Below are 17162 nucleotides of genomic sequence, written 5' to 3'. Positions count from 1 at the left end.
TGTCCACGAATGACCGCGCCGGGCCGGAGCGAGGAGCGGGCGCCCGTGCGTGTTACTGGCAGGAGCGGGTTGTTTCCGACCGTGCATCATTCCCTCAACTGCCCTCAGGTCGAGTGGGGTCGCGGCTCAGCGCATGGCGGGCCGTTCCCTCAGGCGTGAAGGTGAAGCCGTCCATGAACAGGGTGCCCCCGGCGCGGAACGCCCAGAGGATCGGCTCGGCGTGGACGCACGACGACGAAGGGCTTGGGCTCGGCAGGAAACCGTTCCAGAGGTGAAAACAGAGAAGGGCGTCGTCTCGCCGCCCGGTCGTATAGGCAAGTGTCTTGGGGTAGTTGGGGTTGGTCCCCCCGAAGAGTACCGAGGGGGGACCGAACGCCGTGACGACATCGCTGAGGAACCGATCCTCTCGGCACCAGGTCTCGCCGGCGTGACGGATCTCGTCGTATTCGCTTGAGGTGAGGGTCCGGTCGAGTCTCAGCCATCCCTGGCGGTGTGCAATCTCGGCATACACCGACGCCACAGAGCCCTCGTGCGTATCGCCCCAGAGTTCTTGGAAGGCTCCGCGCACTCCAGTGGAGAAGACCACTCTCGTTTGGAGGTCCTTCAGCTCCTCCTGCCACACCTGCTCAGCGGCGTCGGCGAACGCCACGGCGTCGAGGTAGAGCCTGAGCGCCGTCTCGCCGCCGTACATTCCGGGGCGGCGCATCGCAGCATTCAACTGCGCGAGTAGGTACTCGCGCACTTCCTGCGCCGTGCGCCCGTCGCTGTCGCTGGTCATGAAGGTCATTGGTTGTCCCCTTGTTGGTCCTCGGCTCGGGCGGCGAGGTACTCGGCCCAGTCGCGTCGCGCGTAGGTGATCCAGCGGAGGGCGGTGTGGCGGTGCATCCACGACGGCTGCACGGCAAGCGCAGCGCTGACCCTCGGCGATCACCGTCGTCCTGAGCAGCCGAAGTCAGTAACCACCAAGTTCAGCCCTGGCGAGTGTGCCCGCGATGAGGGTTGTCAGCATCTCCTCCAGGGTGGTGGTGAAGTCCATGCGCAGGGCAGCGAGTGAGGGATCGGCTTCGTATGCGGTGAGCATGGCGGGGGACGGTCGGGCATGGGTCCATACCGCGCCGCTCACCATGACGGCCTGGGCACAGAGTTGGTCGGCGTGAGCGCCGAGTTCGGGCAGGTGCCGGCGGGCAAGCGCGGCCAGAGCGGCGACGTTGTCGAGGGCTGCTCGTTTGTAGCGGGCGGCCACGTCCGCGGAGACGTTGTGTTCCAGGACGCCCGCTTGGGCGCTGAGCAGGTCGCACAGTACCCGGTGCTGTTCGAGGGAGTGTGTCAGGACGGCGGCGAACTCCTGACCGCGCTGGATCGGCGGGGCGCCGGAGGTGACCGAGGTGGCGAGCTGTTCGGGAAGGTCGGCGGTCCACTGCCGCCAGTCGCGGTCCAGCAGTTCCAGCAGGACTGCTTCGCGTGACTCGAAGTAGCGCAGCACGTTGGACTTCGCCAGGCCCACGCGCCGACTCAGTTCGTTCAGGCTGAGTGCGCTCACGGACATCTCGTCGAGCATCGCCGCCGCGGTGTCGAGGATCGCCCGCCGCCGGATCTCGCGCTGTTCCTCGCTGCGTGCTCGCTGGAAGGTCGTCATGCCCTCATGTTACAGACTGCCGGTCTTTTGACATCAGACCGACAGTCTCTTAAGTTGGAGCACAAGAGACCGCCGGTCTTCTAAAGCGGGGCCATCGGCCGTGCTCACCCGTACATGAAAGAGGTTCGCCACCATGAGCGTTTCCAGCGTCGCCCTGGTCACCGGAGCCACCACCGGCATCGGCAAGGAGACCAGCCTTGCTCTGGCCCGCGCGGGCCACGCCGTCGTCGTCTCCGGCCGTCGCAAGGAAGCGGGCGAAGCCGTCGCCCGCGAGATCCGCGACAACGGCGGGCAAGCCGCCTTCGTCGCCGTGGACGTCAACTCCGAAGAGTCCGTCGCCGCCCTGGTCGCGGCCACCGTCGAGCGCTTCGGCCGACTCGATGTCGCGGTCAACAACGCCGGGATCTCCCTTGATGCCGGCCGCATGGCCGACGAGCCCACCAGCCGCTTCCAGCAGATGCTCACCACGAACGTGCTCGGCGTCTTCTGGGGCATGAAGTACCAGATCCAGCAGATGCTGGCCCAGGACACCCCTGGCGGCTCCATCGTCAACCTGGCCTCGATCGCGGGCCTGGGCGGCATACGCTACGCGGCCAACTACTCCGCCACGAAGCACGCCGTGGTCGGCCTGACCAAGTCCGCCGCACTGGAGTACGCCACCGACGGCATTCGCATCAACGGGGTCGCCCCCGCCGCGATCAGGACCGACATCCTCAGCACCGCCATCGAGGCCGGCACGTGGGACGAGGCCGCCATCGCCGCCCTCCAGCCGGTCAACCGGATGGGCCGCCCCACCGAAGTCGCCGAAGCCATCACCTGGCTTGCCTCTCCGGCCGCGTCCTTCGTCACCGGAACCATCCTCAACGTCGACGGCGGCTACAAGGCCCAGTAAGGGTCCTGCGGTGATGGTCCGAAAGCCGTCCCCGGTGATCCAGTCAGTGCAGCCGCTCAGTGCAGCCGGTCGGTGGGCTCCGTCGTCCGGACGGGAGTGGCTGCCAGGCTGGCGAGGAGCTTGAGGCGCTCTTCGGAGGTGCTGCCCGGTTCGGCGGTGTAGAGGCTCAGGTCGTGCACGGTCCGGTGAGACACGGGCAGGTCCACAGACTGGTAGGTCAGCTCCAGGAGGCCGACCTCGGGATGGTACAGCCGCTTGACTCCGTCGTGGCGGATACGTACGTCGTGTGCAGCCCACATGGTGCGGAAGTCGGCGCTGAGCGTGGACAGCTCACCGATCAGCTCGCGAAGGGCCCGATCATGCGGCTCACGCCCGGCCTCGGCACGCAGCAACGCGACGGTGGCGGCGGCGCCGGCGTCCCAGTCGACGAAGAAGTCCTGTGAGCCAGGGTCGAGGAAGTGGTAGCGGGCGAAGTTCGGACGGCCGAGTTTGTCGGTCGTGCGGCTGTCGAACATCGGCGCGTGCAGGGCCCGGCCGAGAGCGTTGTGGGCGGTGACGTCCAGGCGGCCGTTGCGTACGAAGGCGGCGGACATCGTGATGGAGCCGAGCAGCCACTGGATGCGTGGCGGGACTTCGACATCCCTGCGGCGGGACGGCGTGCGGCGTGCGGGCCGGGCGGCGCGGGCCAGGTCGAACAGGTAGGTGCGCTCGTCCTCGTCCAGCTGCAAGGTATCGGCGACCGCGGCCAGCACGTCTTCGGACACCCCGCTGATATGGCCCTTCTCCAGCCGGGTGTACCACTCGGTGCTCACCCCGGCGAGCACGGCGACCTCCTCACGCCGCAGTCCCGGGACCCGGCGGCGGCCGCTGGTGGGCAGCCCGGCCTGCTCCGGGGTGATCTTCGCCCGGCGGCTGGCAAGAAAGTCCCGGATCTCCGCACGGTGATTGGTTCGGTCGTCCATGCGATCCACGGTAGCCAGCAAGGGGCGCCAAGGGAGGTTGAGCTTGTACCCCCTATAAACACGACCTTCTCCACCTGTGCCGAAGCCGGTCTCCTGGGACACCTACCCCGATCACGACCCCACGGAGATGAACCTTGAGTACGCGAGGAGGAACCCTCCACGCCCCGGCTGAAGCGCGGGCCGAGCAGCCTCAGCAGGCAGCGCCCGCCCGACTTCCGCTCGTCGTGTACGTGCTCGCGCTGGGCACGTTCCTGATGGGCACCACCGAGTTCGTCGTGGCCGGCCTGCTGCCCGAGATCGCGGGAGACCTGCAGGTCAGCGTTGCCCAGAGCGGGCTTCTGATCACAGTCTTCGCCATGGGGATGATCGTCGGCGCGCCGTTGATGGCGATGCTCACGCTGCGGCTGCCCACGCGGCTGACCCTGATGCTCGCCCTGGGCGTCTTCGCCGCAGGTCACGTCGCCGTCGCCGTCGGCTCCAGCTTCACCCTCGTGCTCGCGGCCCGCTTCCTGACCGCGATCGCCACCGGCGCCTTCTGGGCCGTGGCCAACGTGACGGCCACCCGCGCCGCGGGCCCGACGGCCCGCGCCCGTGCCCTCGGTCTCGTCGGGGCCGGCGCGATGCTCGCGAACGTCGTGGGCGTGCCGCTGGGCGCCTTCGCCGGCCGGCTCATGGGCTGGCGCGGCCCGTTCTGGGCCCTGGCAGCTCTCTCCGCCGCGGCCGTCCCGCTGATCGCCCGCACCGTCCCGCACGACCGTCCGGCCCAGCACACGGGATCCGTCCACTCCGAGCTGACCGCGCTGCGCTCCGGCCGCCTGTGGCTGGTCCTGGCCGCCTGCGCCACCACCACCGGAGGCGTCCTCGCCGCGTACTCCTACGTCGCGCCGCTGTTGACCGACCGCACCGGTCTGGCCGCCGGTCTGGTGCCGCTGGTCCTCATAGGCTTCGGCCTCGGAGCCCTCGTCGGCTCGATCGTCGGCGGCCGTCTGGGTGACCGGTGCCCTCACACGGTGACCATCGCCGCCGCCGCAGGCGCCACCCTCCTGCTGCTCGCGATCGTCCCGCTGGCCGGCTCCGCCCCCGTCACGGTCGTCCTGGTTGCCCTGCTCGGCTTCTTCGGCCTCGGCGCCAACCCGGTCCTGATGGCCTTGGCCGTCCGCTACGCCGGTACGGCGGCCACGCTGGCCTCCGCCCTGACGGTCTCGGCGTTCAACCTCGGCACCGCCATCGGCTCCGGGATCGCCGGCCAAGCGCTCGACTCCGGCATGGGCTCCACCGGCCCCGCCGCGGTCGGCACCGCCATCGCCGCACTGACTCTGATCCCCACCACCGTCCTCGCACTGAACCGCCACCGCCGAGCCGCGGTGTCCGGTTCGGCCGGCCTTCCGAGTGCGCCCGCCGGCCGTGCCGATCACGCTTGAGACCGGCCAGGGCGCGCACTCGCCCATGAACCACTGACCAGCACCATGCGAAACACACCATCACCGCACTGGAGAGCACCTCATGCGCGCAACCCTCATGTACGGCGCCGGCGACATCCGTATCGAGAACGTTCCGGACTCGGTCATCAAGCACCCGACCGACGCCCTGGTCCGGATCACGGCGTCCTGCGTCTGCGGCAGCGACCTGCACCCCTACGGCTCGATGAAGCCCGAGGACGGCCCCGCCCGGATGGGGCACGAGTTCATCGGCATCGTCGAGGACACCGGCTCGGAGGTGACCACCGTCAAGCGCGGTGACCTGGTCGTCGCCCCGTTCGCGATCTCCGACAACACCTGCGCGTTCTGCCGCGAGGGCCTGCACACCTCCTGCGCCCACTCGCAGGCCAACTTTTGGGACGGCGAGGCGGAAGAGGGCGGCCAGGCCGAAGCGGTCCGCGTCCCGCTCGCCGACGGAACCCTGGTCAAGCTGCCCGTCGCGGCGGACTCCGCCCTCATCCCGTCCCTGCTGACCCTCTCTGACGTCTTCGGCACCGGCTACCACGCCGCCGTCGCGGGCGGTGTCAACGAACGCACCCGCGTCACCGTGATCGGCGACGGTGCCGTCGGCCTGCTGGCGGTCCTCTCGGCCAAGCGGCTCGGCGCGGAGCAGATCATCCTCATGGGCCGGCACCAGGAGCGCACCGACCTGGGCCGGAAGTTCGGCGCCACCGACGTCGTCTCCGCCCGCGGCGAGGAAGGCATCGAGGCGGTCCGTGAGCTGACCGGCGGGCACGGCACGCACGTGGTCCTGGAAGCGGTCGGCCACATGCCCGCCTACGAGCAGGCCCTCGGCGTCGTCCGCCCCGGCGGCGTGATCAGCCGCGTCGGCGTGCCCCAGTACGAGGAGGCACCCATCGGCTTCGGCAGCCTGTTCCGCCACAACATCCGCCTGGCCGGCGGCCCCGCACCGGTCCGCGCCTACATCGAGGAACTGATGCCCGACATCCTCAACGGCACCATCGAGCCGGGGAAGGTCTTCGACGCCGCCACCGACCTCGAAGGCGTCCCGGCCGGCTACCAGGCCATGGCCGACCGCAAGAGCCTGAAGGTCCTCATCAACCCCTGACCCAAGAACGCCAGGAGTGGGGTGCGGCCAGTCCGCACCCCATGGCCGTACTGGCCGGCTACTCCACTTCAACACCTTGGACTTGACACAGAAGACGAAGCGGGCCGGTCACGCCTTCCAGATTCTTCTGAGTCCGTCGGTTGGAGGATGTCGAGAACGTGCCGCCGGCTCCGTCCCTGGGGCATCAGCGGCCACCACCGGCCGCGCCAGGAAGAAGGAGAAAGCAGCATGGCGATTCAGCGGATGGACAACGTCGGCATCGTCGTCGAGGACATGGATGCCGCCATCGCGTTCTTCGTGGAACTCGGTATGGAGCTGGAGGGCAGGGCGCAGGTCGAGGGCCCCGTCGCCGACCAGTGCACCGGACTCGACGGCGTCCGCTGTGACATCGCGATGGTCCGGACCCCGGACGGTCACAGCCGGCTCGAGCTGGCGAAGTACCGCAGCCCCGCGGTGATCAGCGCCGGGCCGCGCAACCGGCCGCACAACGTTCTGGGCACGCACCGCGTCATGTTCGCCGTCGATGACCTCGAGGACACCGTTGCCCGCCTGCGGCCTCACGGCGCCGAACTCGTCGGCGAGATCGCCCGGTTCGAGGACAGTTATCTGCTCTGCTATCTCCGCGGCCCGGAGGGCATCATCGTCGGACTGGCCGAGCAACTGGGCTGAGAGGGAGGAACCGCGGCGCAGAGCCGGCTCAGCGCGGTGATCCCGGCGCTGATCTCCGCTGAGGAACTGTCCAACTTGGAGAGGGAGTTGACGCGGTGTCGGTGCTCGACTTACGGTCGTTGTGTGTAGCCGCTTGGCTGCATGTTCTTGGGGGGCGGGCTTCATCGCGCAAGCGATAGGAAGCCGGGGAATTAACCCCAGGAGACATGCGGCTGAAAGCGGCTTGTTGCTTGTCCGGGGGCTGAGTTCCTCGCCTGCCCGCCCTTCCCGACTGGGAAGGACCGGCGTGTCGTCGCAGGTTGAGCCATCAGAAGAGGACTCTGCTGTTTCGGGTGCCGACCCCGAATCCGGGGCAGAGTCGGATCACCGCAAAGTCGACTTGATCGCGCTCGTGTGCATCCTGGCCGCCTGCACCGCGATCTGCCTTTCAGCTGGTGTGGCGGCGCTTCAGGCGGTGATCGGCGCTGCCGGGATCTTGTTCGCCGCATGGCGGACACCACCGCGGGCCAGGCGGGAGCCGAGATCGGGCTCGGCCCAGCGCCAGCCGTCCCGCCGCCCTGACAGGCGCCGTTGATGGGTTCTCGTTGTGCCCTGGTGCGCCTTGCGGAACGACGAACCGCCATCCGAACCAGGCCGGCGCGCTCACCCTGGTCCGCTCCTAGCAGCCGCACGGTGCCGTCCATTCACCTGGTCAGCCCAGTGTGCTGCCGCCATGGCGCGCGTAGTGTTCGATCAAGGCCGTGCGGGTCGTCTCCAGTCGGTTGGCGAGAATGGCCCCGATCGTGCGCGTCAAGGACAGCTCCAGCGTCGGATCCTCCTCGCAGAGGCCGCGCACCTCCCCGGCGTCGAACTCGTAGGCCCGCACGGGACTGAACGCCTCGGCGCCGAAATCCCATGTGTGCGGCGGGAACAGCCAGGACCAGCCGAGCAGGTCCCCGGGGCCCAGCTGCGCGACCGAGATACGTCTCTCTCCGATGACCCGCTGGTAAAGGGAGACCGTCCCGGAGCGCACCACCCAGAAGCGGTCGGCCGTGCCCCCCTCCTCGAAGATCCTTCCGTCCGCCGGGAAGGAGACCTCGCGAGCCACGCCCATCAGACGCTCACGATGCACGGGCGAGAGTGCGGGCAGGAGCCGGAGAGCAGTGGCCATCGCGTACCTCCGTCGCGCCGCCGCGAGAACCCCACCGGATCCCGCGGCGCCTGTCGTACCGGTTGTACCCCGTCACCCTCCATTGGAGCCGGATCCGCGGGATTCGTCGCGTCGGGAACCGAATCCCTTGCTGGATCCTTTGCCCGATGCCCTGGTGCGACGTCGTGGTGCGGCGCGGCATCGGTGTGCGGATGCGGTGTGCGGGTATCTGTGCTAGCCGCACGGGTACAGGAGTCACGTGGAGTGACAGGGGTGACGGAGTCGGTCGGGCGGGGGCCACTGTCGTGGGCGGCCCCCGTCCGACGTCGCTAGCGCCGCGGGCGCTCGAAGGTCAGGAGCAGCCCCTCGACCGAGCCGGGACCTATGCGGCCCTTGACGTCGGCGGACGTGATCGCCTTCAGCGCCCACCCGTCCTCGGCATGCTTGTTGAGGACCTTCTCCAGCTTGTCGCTGTCCAGCGCGTCGCCGATCAGCGACTCCCGGAAGGTGACGACCTTGTACTCGTACGTGTAGGGGCTGCTCATGGCTGTGTGGCTCTCCTGCGGATGGATGGTGGGCGTGGCCAGGGCCCACCCAACCATCGATGGCCGCGTTCGAACAGGGGCGATGGGGGGACCACACCTCCTGTTCACGAAAGGCGGGTGCGAAGCGTGGCCAGGAGGACGAGCGCGGCGATCTGGATCGCGACAACGACCGCGATCAGCAACGGAATCGACGAGCCGTACAACGCACCGGTCAGCGTGCCGCCCACGACGCTCGCCGCGCCGACGACCCCGGCGAAGACGCCGTAAGCGGTCGCGCGCCGACCCGACGGGACGAGGTCGGCGACCGTGGCCCGCAGCGTGGACTCCTGGACGCCCATAGCGGCGCCCCACACGAGCGACCCCGCCACCACGAGCGCCACCGTGTCGGTGAACGCCAGTGCCGGGACCACCGCGGCGAGCAGCGGCAGCACCACCAGGACACGCGCCCCGATCCGGTCGTAGAGCCAGCCGGTCGCCAGCGCGGCGATCGCGTCGACGACCATGGCGGCGGCGTACAGCACCGGCACCCATGCCGTCGCCACCAGATGCCGTACGACGAGGTGATACGAGAGCACGCCGAAGGTGGCGAACCCGGCCGTGGTGGCCGCGGTGAACGCCGCGTACGTCCAGAACGCGCTCGGCAACCGGACCTCGTCCGCCGCCGCGGGGGCGGACGGTGTCAGCGCCCGTTCGTACGCCTCCGGGTCCGGCACCCGCGCCCGCAGCCACAGCAGCAGGCCCAGCACCGCGACGCCGGGCACGGCGAGTACACCCAGGGCAGGGCCGTAGTCGCCGCCCGTGATCGCGAGGACACCGGCCACCACCAACGGGCCGATCAGCGCCCCGACCTGGTCCATCGCCTCATGGACCGCGAAGCCTCGCCCGCGTCCGGTCGCGGCGGTGGCGTGAGACAACAGCGTGTCCTTCGCCGGAGAACGCACCGCCTTGCCCACGCGTTCGGCGATCACCAGGGCGCAGGCAGCCCAGAGCACCCCGACCACACCCAGCAGCGGCACGGAGAGCACCGTCAGGGCGTACCCGGCGATCGCCAGTCCCCAAAAGCGCCGGGTACGGTCGGCGAGCGGCCCGGACACCAGCCGCAGTCCCAGCGCGGCGGCCTCGCCCGCGCCCGTGACCAGGCCGACGACCAGCGCGGACGCGCCGAGCGAGGCCAGCAGCGGACCCGTGACCGAGCGCGCCCCCTCGTACACGAAGTCGGCGAGCAGGCTGACCGTGCCGAACCACACCACGAAGCGCCAGGGCCCCATTCCGGTCACCTCCTTCGACGGTCCGCTGCCTCTCACGCTGACCTGCCCGTCCGGCCGGGCGGAGTCGCAACGCGTCGTCCGTGAGGGACACATCGTGTCACCGAGAGGGATGAGGCGGGGGAGTCGTAGCGTTGTTGATCGAGAGGACCGCGAAGGCGGTCCCACCTGACGGCCGACCCCCTGGTGACGGTATGTGTTGGAGTGCGACAGCCGATCTCGTGGCCGGTGTCGGTATCGGCGCCGTGGGAGTGGCCTGCGTGGCGCGGGTGCGCCGGCGCGGCGATCTGCCACTGGCGGCGCTGCCGCTGCTTCTGGGGGCTCACCAGATCGTGGAGTCGGTGGTGTGGGACTCCGGAGGTGGCAGGGGACCTGCCGCCGTTGCCTGGGCCGTGATCGCCCTGCCGCTGCTGGCTGTGTGGGTGCCCCTCGGCGTGGCTTGCGCGGCCCCACGGCGCGCCCTACGCAGGCTGATGATCCCGCTTGCCATCGGCCTCGCCACCGCCGTGCCGCTCACATACGCTCTCGCGACGCGCCCGGTGACCGCGCAGGTCCGCGGCCACACCGTCGGCTACGCCGTCGGTCTGCCCCACGCCGCTCTGCTCGTCGCCGGATACCTTCTGGCCACCATCGGTTCGCTGCTGCTGTCCGGGGAACGGGGACTGCTGCTGCTCGGTGTGCTGGTCGCCGTGGGCGCACTGATCTGCTGGACGGTGTGGCAACGGGAGTTCGTCTCCACCTGGTGCGCGCTCGCGGCCGTCTGCTCGGTGGTGCTGTTCGGCTGGGTGCAGGGCCGCTCGGGGGCTCCGCCGGGCGCGCGGCAGGCAGAGCGCGCGAGGGTGACGTAGCGAACGGCACGGCTGTTCTCGGGAACGGCGCTGTGCCGCTCACCGGAACACGTTGTCCGACTCCTCCCAGATCGACGGATCGCCCGACACGTACTCGCGTGGGGCCCGGGAGGACCGCTGGTACATCGCCTCGATCTCGGGGGCGTAGCGCCGCACGATCGCGTCGCGTCGCAGCTTCATCGAAGGCGTGAGCAGCCCGTTGGAGGGGGCGAAGGGTTCCGGAAGGACGCGGAAGACCCGGATGGATTCCGAGCGGGACACGGTGCTGTTGGCCGCGGCGACGGCGCGCCGGACCTCCTCCCGCAGTTCGTTCTCCTCCCGCGCCTCACGGGCAGGTCCCGCCCCGCCCTTGGACCAGGCCGCCCGCCAGTGCGCGAGGAAATCCGGATCCAGCGTGATCAGGGCACCCACACAGGGCCGGTTGTCGCCCACTATCACCGCTTGGTGAATCAACGGGTGCATACGCAGCCGCTGTTCGAGGGCCGACGGCGCCACGCTCTTGCCGCCGCTCGTGATGATGACGTCCTTCTTGCGGCCGGTGATGGCCAGATATCCCTCGGAGTCCAGGTGGCCGATGTCCCCTGTGGCGAGCCAGCCGTCCCGCAAGGCCGCCTGAGTGGCCCGGGTGTCGTTGATGTATCCCTGGAACACGGAGGGCCCGCGCACCAGAACCTCCCCGTCGTCGGCCACACGGATGTCCGTGCCCGGCAGGGCGCGGCCGACGGTGCCGAACTTCTCACGTCCCACGGGCTGCGCCGTCACGCCGCCGCTCGTCTCGGTGAGCCCGTATCCGTCGTGGACGAGGATCCCGATTCCCGAGTAGAACAGGGCGAGTTCACGGTTCAGGGGTGAGCCGCCCGACACCGCACCGCAGACGCGGCCGCCCAGCGCGGCACGCAGTCTTCTGTACACCGTCTTTTCGTAGAGGGCGTGTTGCAGGCGCAGGTCGAACCCGGGGGCCGGGCCTGCGCCCAGCCGGTGGCGCTCGGTGGCAATGGCGAAGTCCGTCGCCGTACGGGCCGCACGCTCGAACAGCACGCCGTGGCCGGCCCGTTGGGCGCTCTGCAGGAAGTTCTTGTAGATCTTCTCGAAGAGGGACGGAACGGCGTAGAGATAGGTGGGGCGGAAGGACCGGAAGGCCTCGGAAAGAGACACATCACTCAGATCGGGCTGGTGGCCCATCAACAGGCCGCCCCGCATGCAGAGGCCTTGGATCATGAGGCCGTACACGTGCGAGAAGGGCAGGAAGGCGAGGATGGCCGGCTGTTGGCCCGGTGGAGCCGCCGTGTGCCCCCATCCTTCCAGCAGGGTGTCGCAGGTGCTCGCCAGGTTGCGGTGGGTGAGGGCGCAGCCCCTGGGCTGGCCGGTCGCGCCGGAGGTGTAGGCGATGATCGCGGTCGAGTCGGGCAGCACGATCCGCCGCAGGGAGTCGACGGTCATCGGTGGGATCGCACGGCCCCGCTCGACCAGCTGCGACAGCGCCCCGTTGTCCAACTGCCAGACGTGGCGCAGCGCGGGGAGCGCGGCACAGGCCGAGGCGACCGTCATGATGCCCTCTTCGTCCTCCACGACCACGGCGACACAGCGGGAGTCCTTGAGGATCCACGCGACCTGCTCGTGCGACGACGTCGGGTAGACCGGCACGAGTTCGGCCCCGACCGCCCACAGCGCGCAGCTGAGTGCGGTCCACTCGTACCGTGTGCGCGCCATGATGGCGACCCGGTCGCCCGGGCGCAGTCCGGACGCGACGAGTCCCCGGGCCAGGTCGACCACTTCGTCCCGCAGCTCGGCGGCCGTCATCGGAGTCCAAGGGCTCGGGGCGACGTCTAGGCGGCGGGCGATCTGCGGAAGGTCGGGGCTGCGGCGTGCCGTGTCGAAGAGGCTGTCGGCGAGTCCCCCGTGCATCGAAGCCGCGGCCGGCGGGAGGTGTTCGAACTGGTGCATTCACCGCTCCGGAAGTCTTCTCGACACGCCGTCACCCAGAGGCACTGGAGCCGAGGGTTCTCGAATGTAGCCGACACGGGCACGGAACGTGGCGGGAATGCCGGAGCGGATTGTCTCGATTGATGCCGCCGCACCGGCGCCGGTCGTCCTCCTGCGTCAACGGTCCTCCACCGCACTGCCGTAGCGGGGTCGGTGAGCGCCGCGCGGGCTCTGTCGCGGTCTGCGTCAGGACAGGGTGGAGGGTCTGCGCGGCGGCGGCAGCGCCCCCAACAGATCCCATAACGGTTGCGAGCCGGCCGCCCACATCGCCAGCAGACGGCGATCGACGAGGTGCAGCCGCTGCTGGCGCGCGAAGTCCTGGGCCGGGCTGGTGACGCGGCCGTTCGTCACGATGACGGCTATGTCGGCCTGGTGGACGGGACGGGCGGTGCCATTGAGGACCTGCAGGTCCGGCGACCCCACCGCCGACCCGCGCTCCCCGTCGCGGCGGTGCTTGCACTGGATCACCCACCGCCGGCCGAACGGATCCGTCGCCTTCACATCGGCGCCGAGATCGCCCCGGCCTCCGACCCGGGCGGCGTCCGAGCAGCCGTCGCGACGCATCAACTCCCGTATCGCCTGCTCGAACTCCTGGTGGTGCAGCGCGTCCAGTTGCGTCAGCGCATACCGCAGCCCGCGCAACTCGGCCTCCTCCCGGCGCGCACGCTCCTGTCGCCGCCTCAGCAGGGCGGCGCCCGCGGGCACCGCGAGCACCACGGCGACGACGGCCACCCAGCGATGCGCCGCGAGCCACGCGACCGCCATCACCACGAGCCCGACCACGACCGCCGCGACCGTCAACCACACCAGCAGCCTGGCCTCCGCCTCCTGCTGACGCTTGCTCGACCGCCGCCCACGCCGCCTCGCGGGCGGCCGTCGCCGCGTCATCGCTCACCCGTCGGACATTGATCGATCCCGGACACGCTGTCCCCCCGTCCCGCGCTTTTCACGACATCGCCCATCATGGCAAAGCCCACTGACATTGGGTCACGAATTGAGCGCATGAAGTGATCAGGGCAGGTAGCGCCGCGCGCTTCCGGAAGCGGCGCGGAAGGCGGAGGCGAGGGCGGAGGCGGGCGGGAGCAGGTGCAGGTGCAGGAGCGATGGTGTTCTAGTCGCCCCACGTCAGGACACCGTCGACGGCCAAAGGGATCCGGTTGTCGAACCGTCGGCCCTGCTCCAGGGCTTCCGCGTAGTCGGCCAACGCGTGCCGCAGCGAGGGCCATTCGGTGAAGGAGGGGGAATCCTCGTCGAAGTAGCGGCCGACGCGGCCGAAGTTGTGGCCGGGCCGGCAGGAGAGGAAGAGCCCGTCGGAGGACTGCCAGCCGATGCCGAGTGTGATCAGTAGCCATTCATCACGCCAGTAGGCATTCAGCTCCTCATACTCCCTTTCCTCGTCGCCCTCACCTGGGGCGTCGTCGTCCAGGGCGAGGTCGGCACCGACTTCGCGCAGAAACCGTGTGCTCTCGATGATCTGCTTGAGGCTCGACGGTGGCCCGTAGTACGCCAACTCGGGGGCTCCGTCCTCGAGTTCCACACCGTCGTGGCACCGCAAAGACGCTGTCAGGTCGGGGTGGAAGGTCACGCCGAGGGCCTGCTCGGCGGCCTCGATGTCGCTCGGTGACGCGGGTGAACGCAGCTGCGCATGGCTGAGCGGGGCGTGCTGGGCCAGCCAGGCATCGATGCGGGCCCAGGAGTCTGCGATGGCGGGACTGTTCATGTGCGGACGATAAGGCCCGGCACTGACAACGTACTTGGAGGGCTCGGGGGCTTGGGCGGTCCGCACGCCGCGTTGCGGGGCGTCGGCGCCAAGGCGGGTGAGTGATCTTTTCCATTCCCGTCCACGAAGCCCGGCGAGAGCGAGTTGACCCTCCCCTTGCGTCAGGCTTGAGGCTGTATGCCAACGAAAGGGCAGGTGGGTGAGCTACTCCGTGGGGCAGGTCTCGGCTTTCGCCGGGGTGACGGTGCGTACGTTGCATCACTACGACAAGGCGGGTCTGCTCTCGCCCAGCGGCCGCAGCCACGCCGGATACCGGCTCTACAGCGACACGGACCTGGCCCGTCTCCAACAGATTCTCTTCTACCGCGAACTCGGCTTCTCCCTCGACGAGATCGCAGGAATCCTCAGGGATCCACAGGCGAACGCCCTGGAGTATCTGCAGTCCCGGCAGCGGCAGTTGAGCGAAGAGATCGCCAGGCTCCAGCAGTTGGCGGAGGTGGCGCAGCGGGCGATCGAGGTCCAGCAGACCGGGGTGTCCCTGAGTCCTCAGGAACGCTTCGAGGTCTTCGGTGAGATCACCTTCGACCTGAGCTACGCCACCCAGGCAGAGCTGAAGTGGGCCCACTCGGAGGGGCAGCGCGAGGCGATGGCGCGCGCGGCCGCCCACACCAAGGAGGACTGGCGGCAGCTCATGGGCGAGGCCACCGCCTGGCGCGCAGAGCTGCTCGCGGCCTTCGGCGAGGGGGAGCCGAGCGACGGCGAGCGGGCCATGGACCTCGCCGAGGAGCACCGCCTGCACATCTCACGCTGGTTCACCTCCTGCCCACCGGACATGCACCGGCGCATCGCGGACGACTTCATCGCCGACCCGCGCGCATTCGCCCTGGTCGTACCGCCGTCGCAACAATGCCCGGGTCTGGCCGCCTATACGTGCAAGGCGGTCCACGCCAACGCGGCCCGCCACGCAGGCGGCCGTACCGAATCCCAGGAGGACCGATGAAGATCCTGATCGCCGCGGCCGGATCGCGCGGTGACGTCGCGCCCTACACGGGGCTGGGCGCCGAACTGCGGCGGGCCGGATACGACGTAGCCCTCGCCACCACGGACACCTTCGCACCCCTCGTACGCGACGCAGGACTGGAATTCCGTAGTCTGCCCGCCGACACGCGGGTTCGCGGCGGTGGCCCGGGCAGACGTGAACTGATGCGCACCGCGGCTGCGTTCACTGCCGAACTGGGCCAGGGGTTCGCCGACGCGATGACCGAGGGCGCGGATCTGCTTCTGCTGTCGACCACCACGGCCCCGCTCGGCTGGCACCTCGCCGAGGCCATGGGCATACCGAGCCTCGGCGTGTACCTCCAGCCCACCGCACCGACCGGCGACTTCCCTCCGGTCGTCACGGGCTCCCGCTCACTGGGGCGCCTCGCCAACCGCACAACCGGACGCTTCGCGCTGCGCATGACCGACCGCGTCTACGAGCAGGCGGTCGCAAAACTGCGCCACCACCTCCAGTTGCCCCCGGCCGCCGCCTCCGCGACGCGCCGGCGGCAGGAACAGGCGAACTGGCCCATCTTGTACGGCTTCAGCACGGCGCTGGTGCCGCGTCCCTCCGACTGGCGTTCCGGCCTGAAGGTCGTGGGCAACTGGTGGCCTCATCACGACGCGGCCGAACAGCTGCCCGCAGACGTGGAGGACTTCCTTCATGCCGGACCTCGGCCTGTCCTCATCGGCTTCGGAAGCATGGCGGCGGGCTACGGGGAACGGCTGAGCGAGATCGCCGTGCGAGCCCTGCGTCGCGCCGGGCTGCGCGGCATTCTTCAGGCCGGCAGCGCGGGGCTCGCGGCCGACGACGATGACGTGCTCACCATCGGTGACGTACCGCACGCCCTGCTGTTCCCGCGGCTGGCCGCGGTGGTCCATCATGCCGGGGCCGGAACCTCGGCCGCCGCGTTGCGCGCCGCAGTGCCCGCGGTCACCGTGCCGGTGACCGCGGACCAGCCGTTCTGGGCGGGACGACTTGCCGCCCTCGGCGCCGCCACCGACCCGATCCCCTTCCGGGCCCTCACTGCCGAACGGCTCGCCGACTCACTCGACCGAGCAGTGAAGCAGCAGGCATTCACACAAGCCGCCGCGAGAGCGGCGCAACACCTGATGACCGAGGACGGAGCGGGCCAGGCGCTCAAGGCCGTGCGGCAGCTGACCGCTGGATGACGCCGATGCAGCCCGGGGCGCCCGCATGGTGTCCATCTGCACCGGCGCGTTCGTCCTGGCCGCCGCGGGCCTGCTCGACGGACGACGTGCCACCACGCACTGGCAGCACGCGGCAGCCCTCGCAGACCGGTACCCCCGGGTCACGGTGGAGCCGAAGGTGCTGTACATCAGGTGCTGTACATCGATGAGGGCGAGGTTCTGACCTCCGCCGCAGTCGCCGCAGGACTCGATCTGTGCCTGCATCTCATCCGCCGTGACTTCGGGGCCCCGCGTGGCGAACCAGCGGGCACGCATGCTCGTCACCGCCCCTCACCGCACCGGCGGCCAGGCGCAGTACATCGATCTGCCGGTGCGGCCCGAGCGTTCCGCGGGGCTGACGCAGCTGTACGAGTGGGCACTGCTGAACCTCCATCAGCCACTCACCGTGGACCAGTTGGCGCAGCAGGCCGGCATGTCCCGGCGGACTCTGATCCGTCGCTTCAACTCCGAGACCGGCCGGCCGCCCATGCGGTGGCTCCTTGACACCAGGCTCAGCCACGCGCGGGAACTCCTGGAGTCGACCGACCTCACGGTGGAAAGCGTGGCGCGGCGTTGCGGCTTCGGGACATCGGCCAACTTCCGCACGCTGTTCAAAACGCACGTCGGTGTCCCGCCCAGCGTCTACCGCGACACCTTCGACCGCAAGGACCGTGACTGACAAGGGAGTTGGAGGGCTGGGGCGGGGGGGACGCCCCGGCGCGCGGCGTCCGGCCCAG

Annotated in this window: 18 protein-coding genes; 9 read left to right on the top strand and 9 right to left on the bottom strand. The window is 69.7% G+C overall.

Going from position 1 to position 17162, the window contains the following annotated elements; all coding sequences use genetic code 11:
* Nucleotides 1–94: 94 nt before the first annotated feature.
* Nucleotides 95–787, bottom strand: coding sequence for a hypothetical protein (locus tag ACN6LB_RS17175; protein ID WP_445026665.1), 693 nt, complete (start codon nt 785–787; stop codon nt 95–97).
* A 165-nt stretch (nt 788–952) separates the two neighbouring features.
* Nucleotides 953–1636 carry a TetR family transcriptional regulator gene (locus tag ACN6LB_RS17170; protein WP_445026664.1) on the bottom strand — a complete coding sequence of 228 codons (684 nt, stop codon included), beginning with the start codon at nt 1634–1636 and terminating at the stop codon, nt 953–955.
* Nucleotides 1637–1769: 133 nt separating this feature from the next.
* On the opposite strand from ACN6LB_RS17170, the gene ACN6LB_RS17165 reads away from it, so the two are divergent.
* Entirely contained in the window at nt 1770–2528 is a 759-nt protein-coding gene (locus ACN6LB_RS17165; protein WP_445026663.1) for an SDR family NAD(P)-dependent oxidoreductase, read from the top strand.
* A 56-nt stretch (nt 2529–2584) separates the two neighbouring features.
* On the opposite strand, the gene ACN6LB_RS17160 is transcribed toward ACN6LB_RS17165, so the two are convergent.
* Complete coding sequence (locus ACN6LB_RS17160) at nt 2585–3490, bottom strand: helix-turn-helix transcriptional regulator (protein WP_445026662.1); 906 nt, start codon at nt 3488–3490, stop codon at nt 2585–2587.
* A 134-nt stretch (nt 3491–3624) separates the two neighbouring features.
* Between ACN6LB_RS17160 and ACN6LB_RS17155 the strand changes: the two genes are divergently transcribed.
* From ACN6LB_RS17155 to ACN6LB_RS17145, 3 genes are all read left to right on the top strand, one after another.
* Nucleotides 3625–4911, top strand: a complete 1287-nt coding sequence (locus ACN6LB_RS17155; RefSeq protein ID WP_445026661.1) for an MFS transporter — start codon at nt 3625–3627, stop codon at nt 4909–4911.
* Nucleotides 4912–4993: 82 nt separating this feature from the next.
* Nucleotides 4994–6037, top strand: a complete 1044-nt coding sequence (locus ACN6LB_RS17150; RefSeq protein WP_445026660.1) for a zinc-binding dehydrogenase — start codon at nt 4994–4996, stop codon at nt 6035–6037.
* Between the two features lie 228 nt (nt 6038–6265).
* Nucleotides 6266–6706, top strand: a complete 441-nt coding sequence (locus ACN6LB_RS17145) for a VOC family protein (protein WP_445026659.1) — start codon at nt 6266–6268, stop codon at nt 6704–6706.
* Nucleotides 6707–7397: 691 nt separating this feature from the next.
* Here the strand turns inward: ACN6LB_RS17145 and ACN6LB_RS17140 are convergent.
* From ACN6LB_RS17140 to ACN6LB_RS17130, 3 genes are all read right to left on the bottom strand, one after another.
* Nucleotides 7398–7856, bottom strand: coding sequence for a Crp/Fnr family transcriptional regulator (locus ACN6LB_RS17140; RefSeq protein ID WP_356140218.1), 459 nt, complete (start codon nt 7854–7856; stop codon nt 7398–7400).
* A gap of 308 nt (nt 7857–8164) precedes the next feature.
* Complete coding sequence (locus ACN6LB_RS17135; RefSeq protein ID WP_356140217.1) at nt 8165–8380, bottom strand: DUF4177 domain-containing protein; 216 nt, start codon at nt 8378–8380, stop codon at nt 8165–8167.
* Between the two features lie 104 nt (nt 8381–8484).
* Nucleotides 8485–9648, bottom strand: coding sequence for an MFS transporter (locus ACN6LB_RS17130; RefSeq protein WP_445026658.1), 1164 nt, complete (start codon nt 9646–9648; stop codon nt 8485–8487).
* A gap of 191 nt (nt 9649–9839) precedes the next feature.
* On the opposite strand from ACN6LB_RS17130, the gene ACN6LB_RS17125 reads away from it, so the two are divergent.
* Complete coding sequence (locus tag ACN6LB_RS17125; RefSeq protein WP_445026657.1) at nt 9840–10493, top strand: DUF6629 family protein; 654 nt, start codon at nt 9840–9842, stop codon at nt 10491–10493.
* Nucleotides 10494–10532: 39 nt separating this feature from the next.
* Here the strand turns inward: ACN6LB_RS17125 and ACN6LB_RS17120 are convergent, their stop codons facing one another.
* The 3 genes from ACN6LB_RS17120 to ACN6LB_RS17110 form a co-directional block, all read right to left on the bottom strand.
* The gene (locus ACN6LB_RS17120) at nt 10533–12437 is read right to left on the bottom strand and encodes an AMP-dependent synthetase/ligase (RefSeq protein WP_445026656.1); all 1905 of its coding nucleotides are present in this window, start codon (nt 12435–12437) and stop codon (nt 10533–10535) included.
* A gap of 225 nt (nt 12438–12662) precedes the next feature.
* The gene (locus tag ACN6LB_RS17115) at nt 12663–13364 is read right to left on the bottom strand and encodes a restriction endonuclease (RefSeq protein ID WP_445026655.1); all 702 of its coding nucleotides are present in this window, start codon (nt 13362–13364) and stop codon (nt 12663–12665) included.
* Nucleotides 13365–13587: 223 nt separating this feature from the next.
* A complete protein-coding gene (locus ACN6LB_RS17110) occupies nt 13588–14196 on the bottom strand; it encodes an SMI1/KNR4 family protein (protein ID WP_445026654.1) in 609 nt (202 codons plus the stop codon).
* 199 nt (nt 14197–14395) lie between these two features.
* Here ACN6LB_RS17110 and ACN6LB_RS17105 point away from each other — a divergent pair, with 199 nt between their 5' ends.
* The 4 genes from ACN6LB_RS17105 (at nt 14396) to ACN6LB_RS17090 (ending at nt 17104) form a co-directional block, all read left to right on the top strand.
* A complete protein-coding gene (locus ACN6LB_RS17105) occupies nt 14396–15196 on the top strand; it encodes a MerR family transcriptional regulator (protein ID WP_445026653.1) in 801 nt (266 codons plus the stop codon).
* Nucleotides 15193–16407, top strand: a complete 1215-nt coding sequence (locus ACN6LB_RS17100; RefSeq protein WP_445026652.1) for a glycosyltransferase — start codon at nt 15193–15195, stop codon at nt 16405–16407. The genes ACN6LB_RS17105 and ACN6LB_RS17100 overlap by 4 nt, the downstream gene beginning before the upstream one ends.
* A 25-nt stretch (nt 16408–16432) precedes the next feature.
* Nucleotides 16433–16609 (top strand): DJ-1/PfpI family protein, encoded by a 177-nt coding sequence (locus tag ACN6LB_RS17095; RefSeq protein WP_445026651.1) that lies wholly within the window; start codon nt 16433–16435, stop codon nt 16607–16609.
* A gap of 69 nt (nt 16610–16678) precedes the next feature.
* Complete coding sequence (locus ACN6LB_RS17090) at nt 16679–17104, top strand: GlxA family transcriptional regulator (protein WP_445026650.1); 426 nt, start codon at nt 16679–16681, stop codon at nt 17102–17104.
* Nucleotides 17105–17162 lie beyond the last annotated feature (58 nt).

This window comes from Streptomyces sp. SAS_270, assembly GCF_052543295.1.
Note: the sequence above shows the minus strand (reverse complement) of the source record. Positions and strands in the feature narration are given on the sequence as shown.

Bases quoted from the DNA above. Each gene is read 5' to 3' on its own strand.
- ACN6LB_RS17110 (WP_445026654.1), bottom strand. From the start codon at position 14,196: ATGAACAGTCCCGCCATCGCAGACTCCTGGGCCCGCATCGATGCCTGG.
- ACN6LB_RS17135 (WP_356140217.1), bottom strand. From the start codon at position 8,380: ATGAGCAGCCCCTACACGTACGAGTACAAGGTCGTCACCTTCCGGGAG.
- ACN6LB_RS17140 (WP_356140218.1), bottom strand. From the start codon at position 7,856: ATGGCCACTGCTCTCCGGCTCCTGCCCGCACTCTCGCCCGTGCATCGT.
- ACN6LB_RS17175 (WP_445026665.1), bottom strand. From the start codon at position 787: ATGACCTTCATGACCAGCGACAGCGACGGGCGCACGGCGCAGGAAGTG.
- ACN6LB_RS17150 (WP_445026660.1), top strand. From the start codon at position 4,994: ATGCGCGCAACCCTCATGTACGGCGCCGGCGACATCCGTATCGAGAAC.
- ACN6LB_RS17120 (WP_445026656.1), bottom strand. From the start codon at position 12,437: ATGCACCAGTTCGAACACCTCCCGCCGGCCGCGGCTTCGATGCACGGG.
- ACN6LB_RS17130 (WP_445026658.1), bottom strand. From the start codon at position 9,648: ATGGGGCCCTGGCGCTTCGTGGTGTGGTTCGGCACGGTCAGCCTGCTC.
- ACN6LB_RS17165 (WP_445026663.1), top strand. From the start codon at position 1,770: ATGAGCGTTTCCAGCGTCGCCCTGGTCACCGGAGCCACCACCGGCATC.
- ACN6LB_RS17160 (WP_445026662.1), bottom strand. From the start codon at position 3,490: ATGGACGACCGAACCAATCACCGTGCGGAGATCCGGGACTTTCTTGCC.
- ACN6LB_RS17115 (WP_445026655.1), bottom strand. From the start codon at position 13,364: ATGACGCGGCGACGGCCGCCCGCGAGGCGGCGTGGGCGGCGGTCGAGC.
- ACN6LB_RS17145 (WP_445026659.1), top strand. From the start codon at position 6,266: ATGGCGATTCAGCGGATGGACAACGTCGGCATCGTCGTCGAGGACATG.
- ACN6LB_RS17100 (WP_445026652.1), top strand. From the start codon at position 15,193: ATGAAGATCCTGATCGCCGCGGCCGGATCGCGCGGTGACGTCGCGCCC.
- ACN6LB_RS17095 (WP_445026651.1), top strand. From the start codon at position 16,433: ATGGTGTCCATCTGCACCGGCGCGTTCGTCCTGGCCGCCGCGGGCCTG.
- ACN6LB_RS17125 (WP_445026657.1), top strand. From the start codon at position 9,840: ATGTGTTGGAGTGCGACAGCCGATCTCGTGGCCGGTGTCGGTATCGGC.
- ACN6LB_RS17170 (WP_445026664.1), bottom strand. From the start codon at position 1,636: ATGACGACCTTCCAGCGAGCACGCAGCGAGGAACAGCGCGAGATCCGG.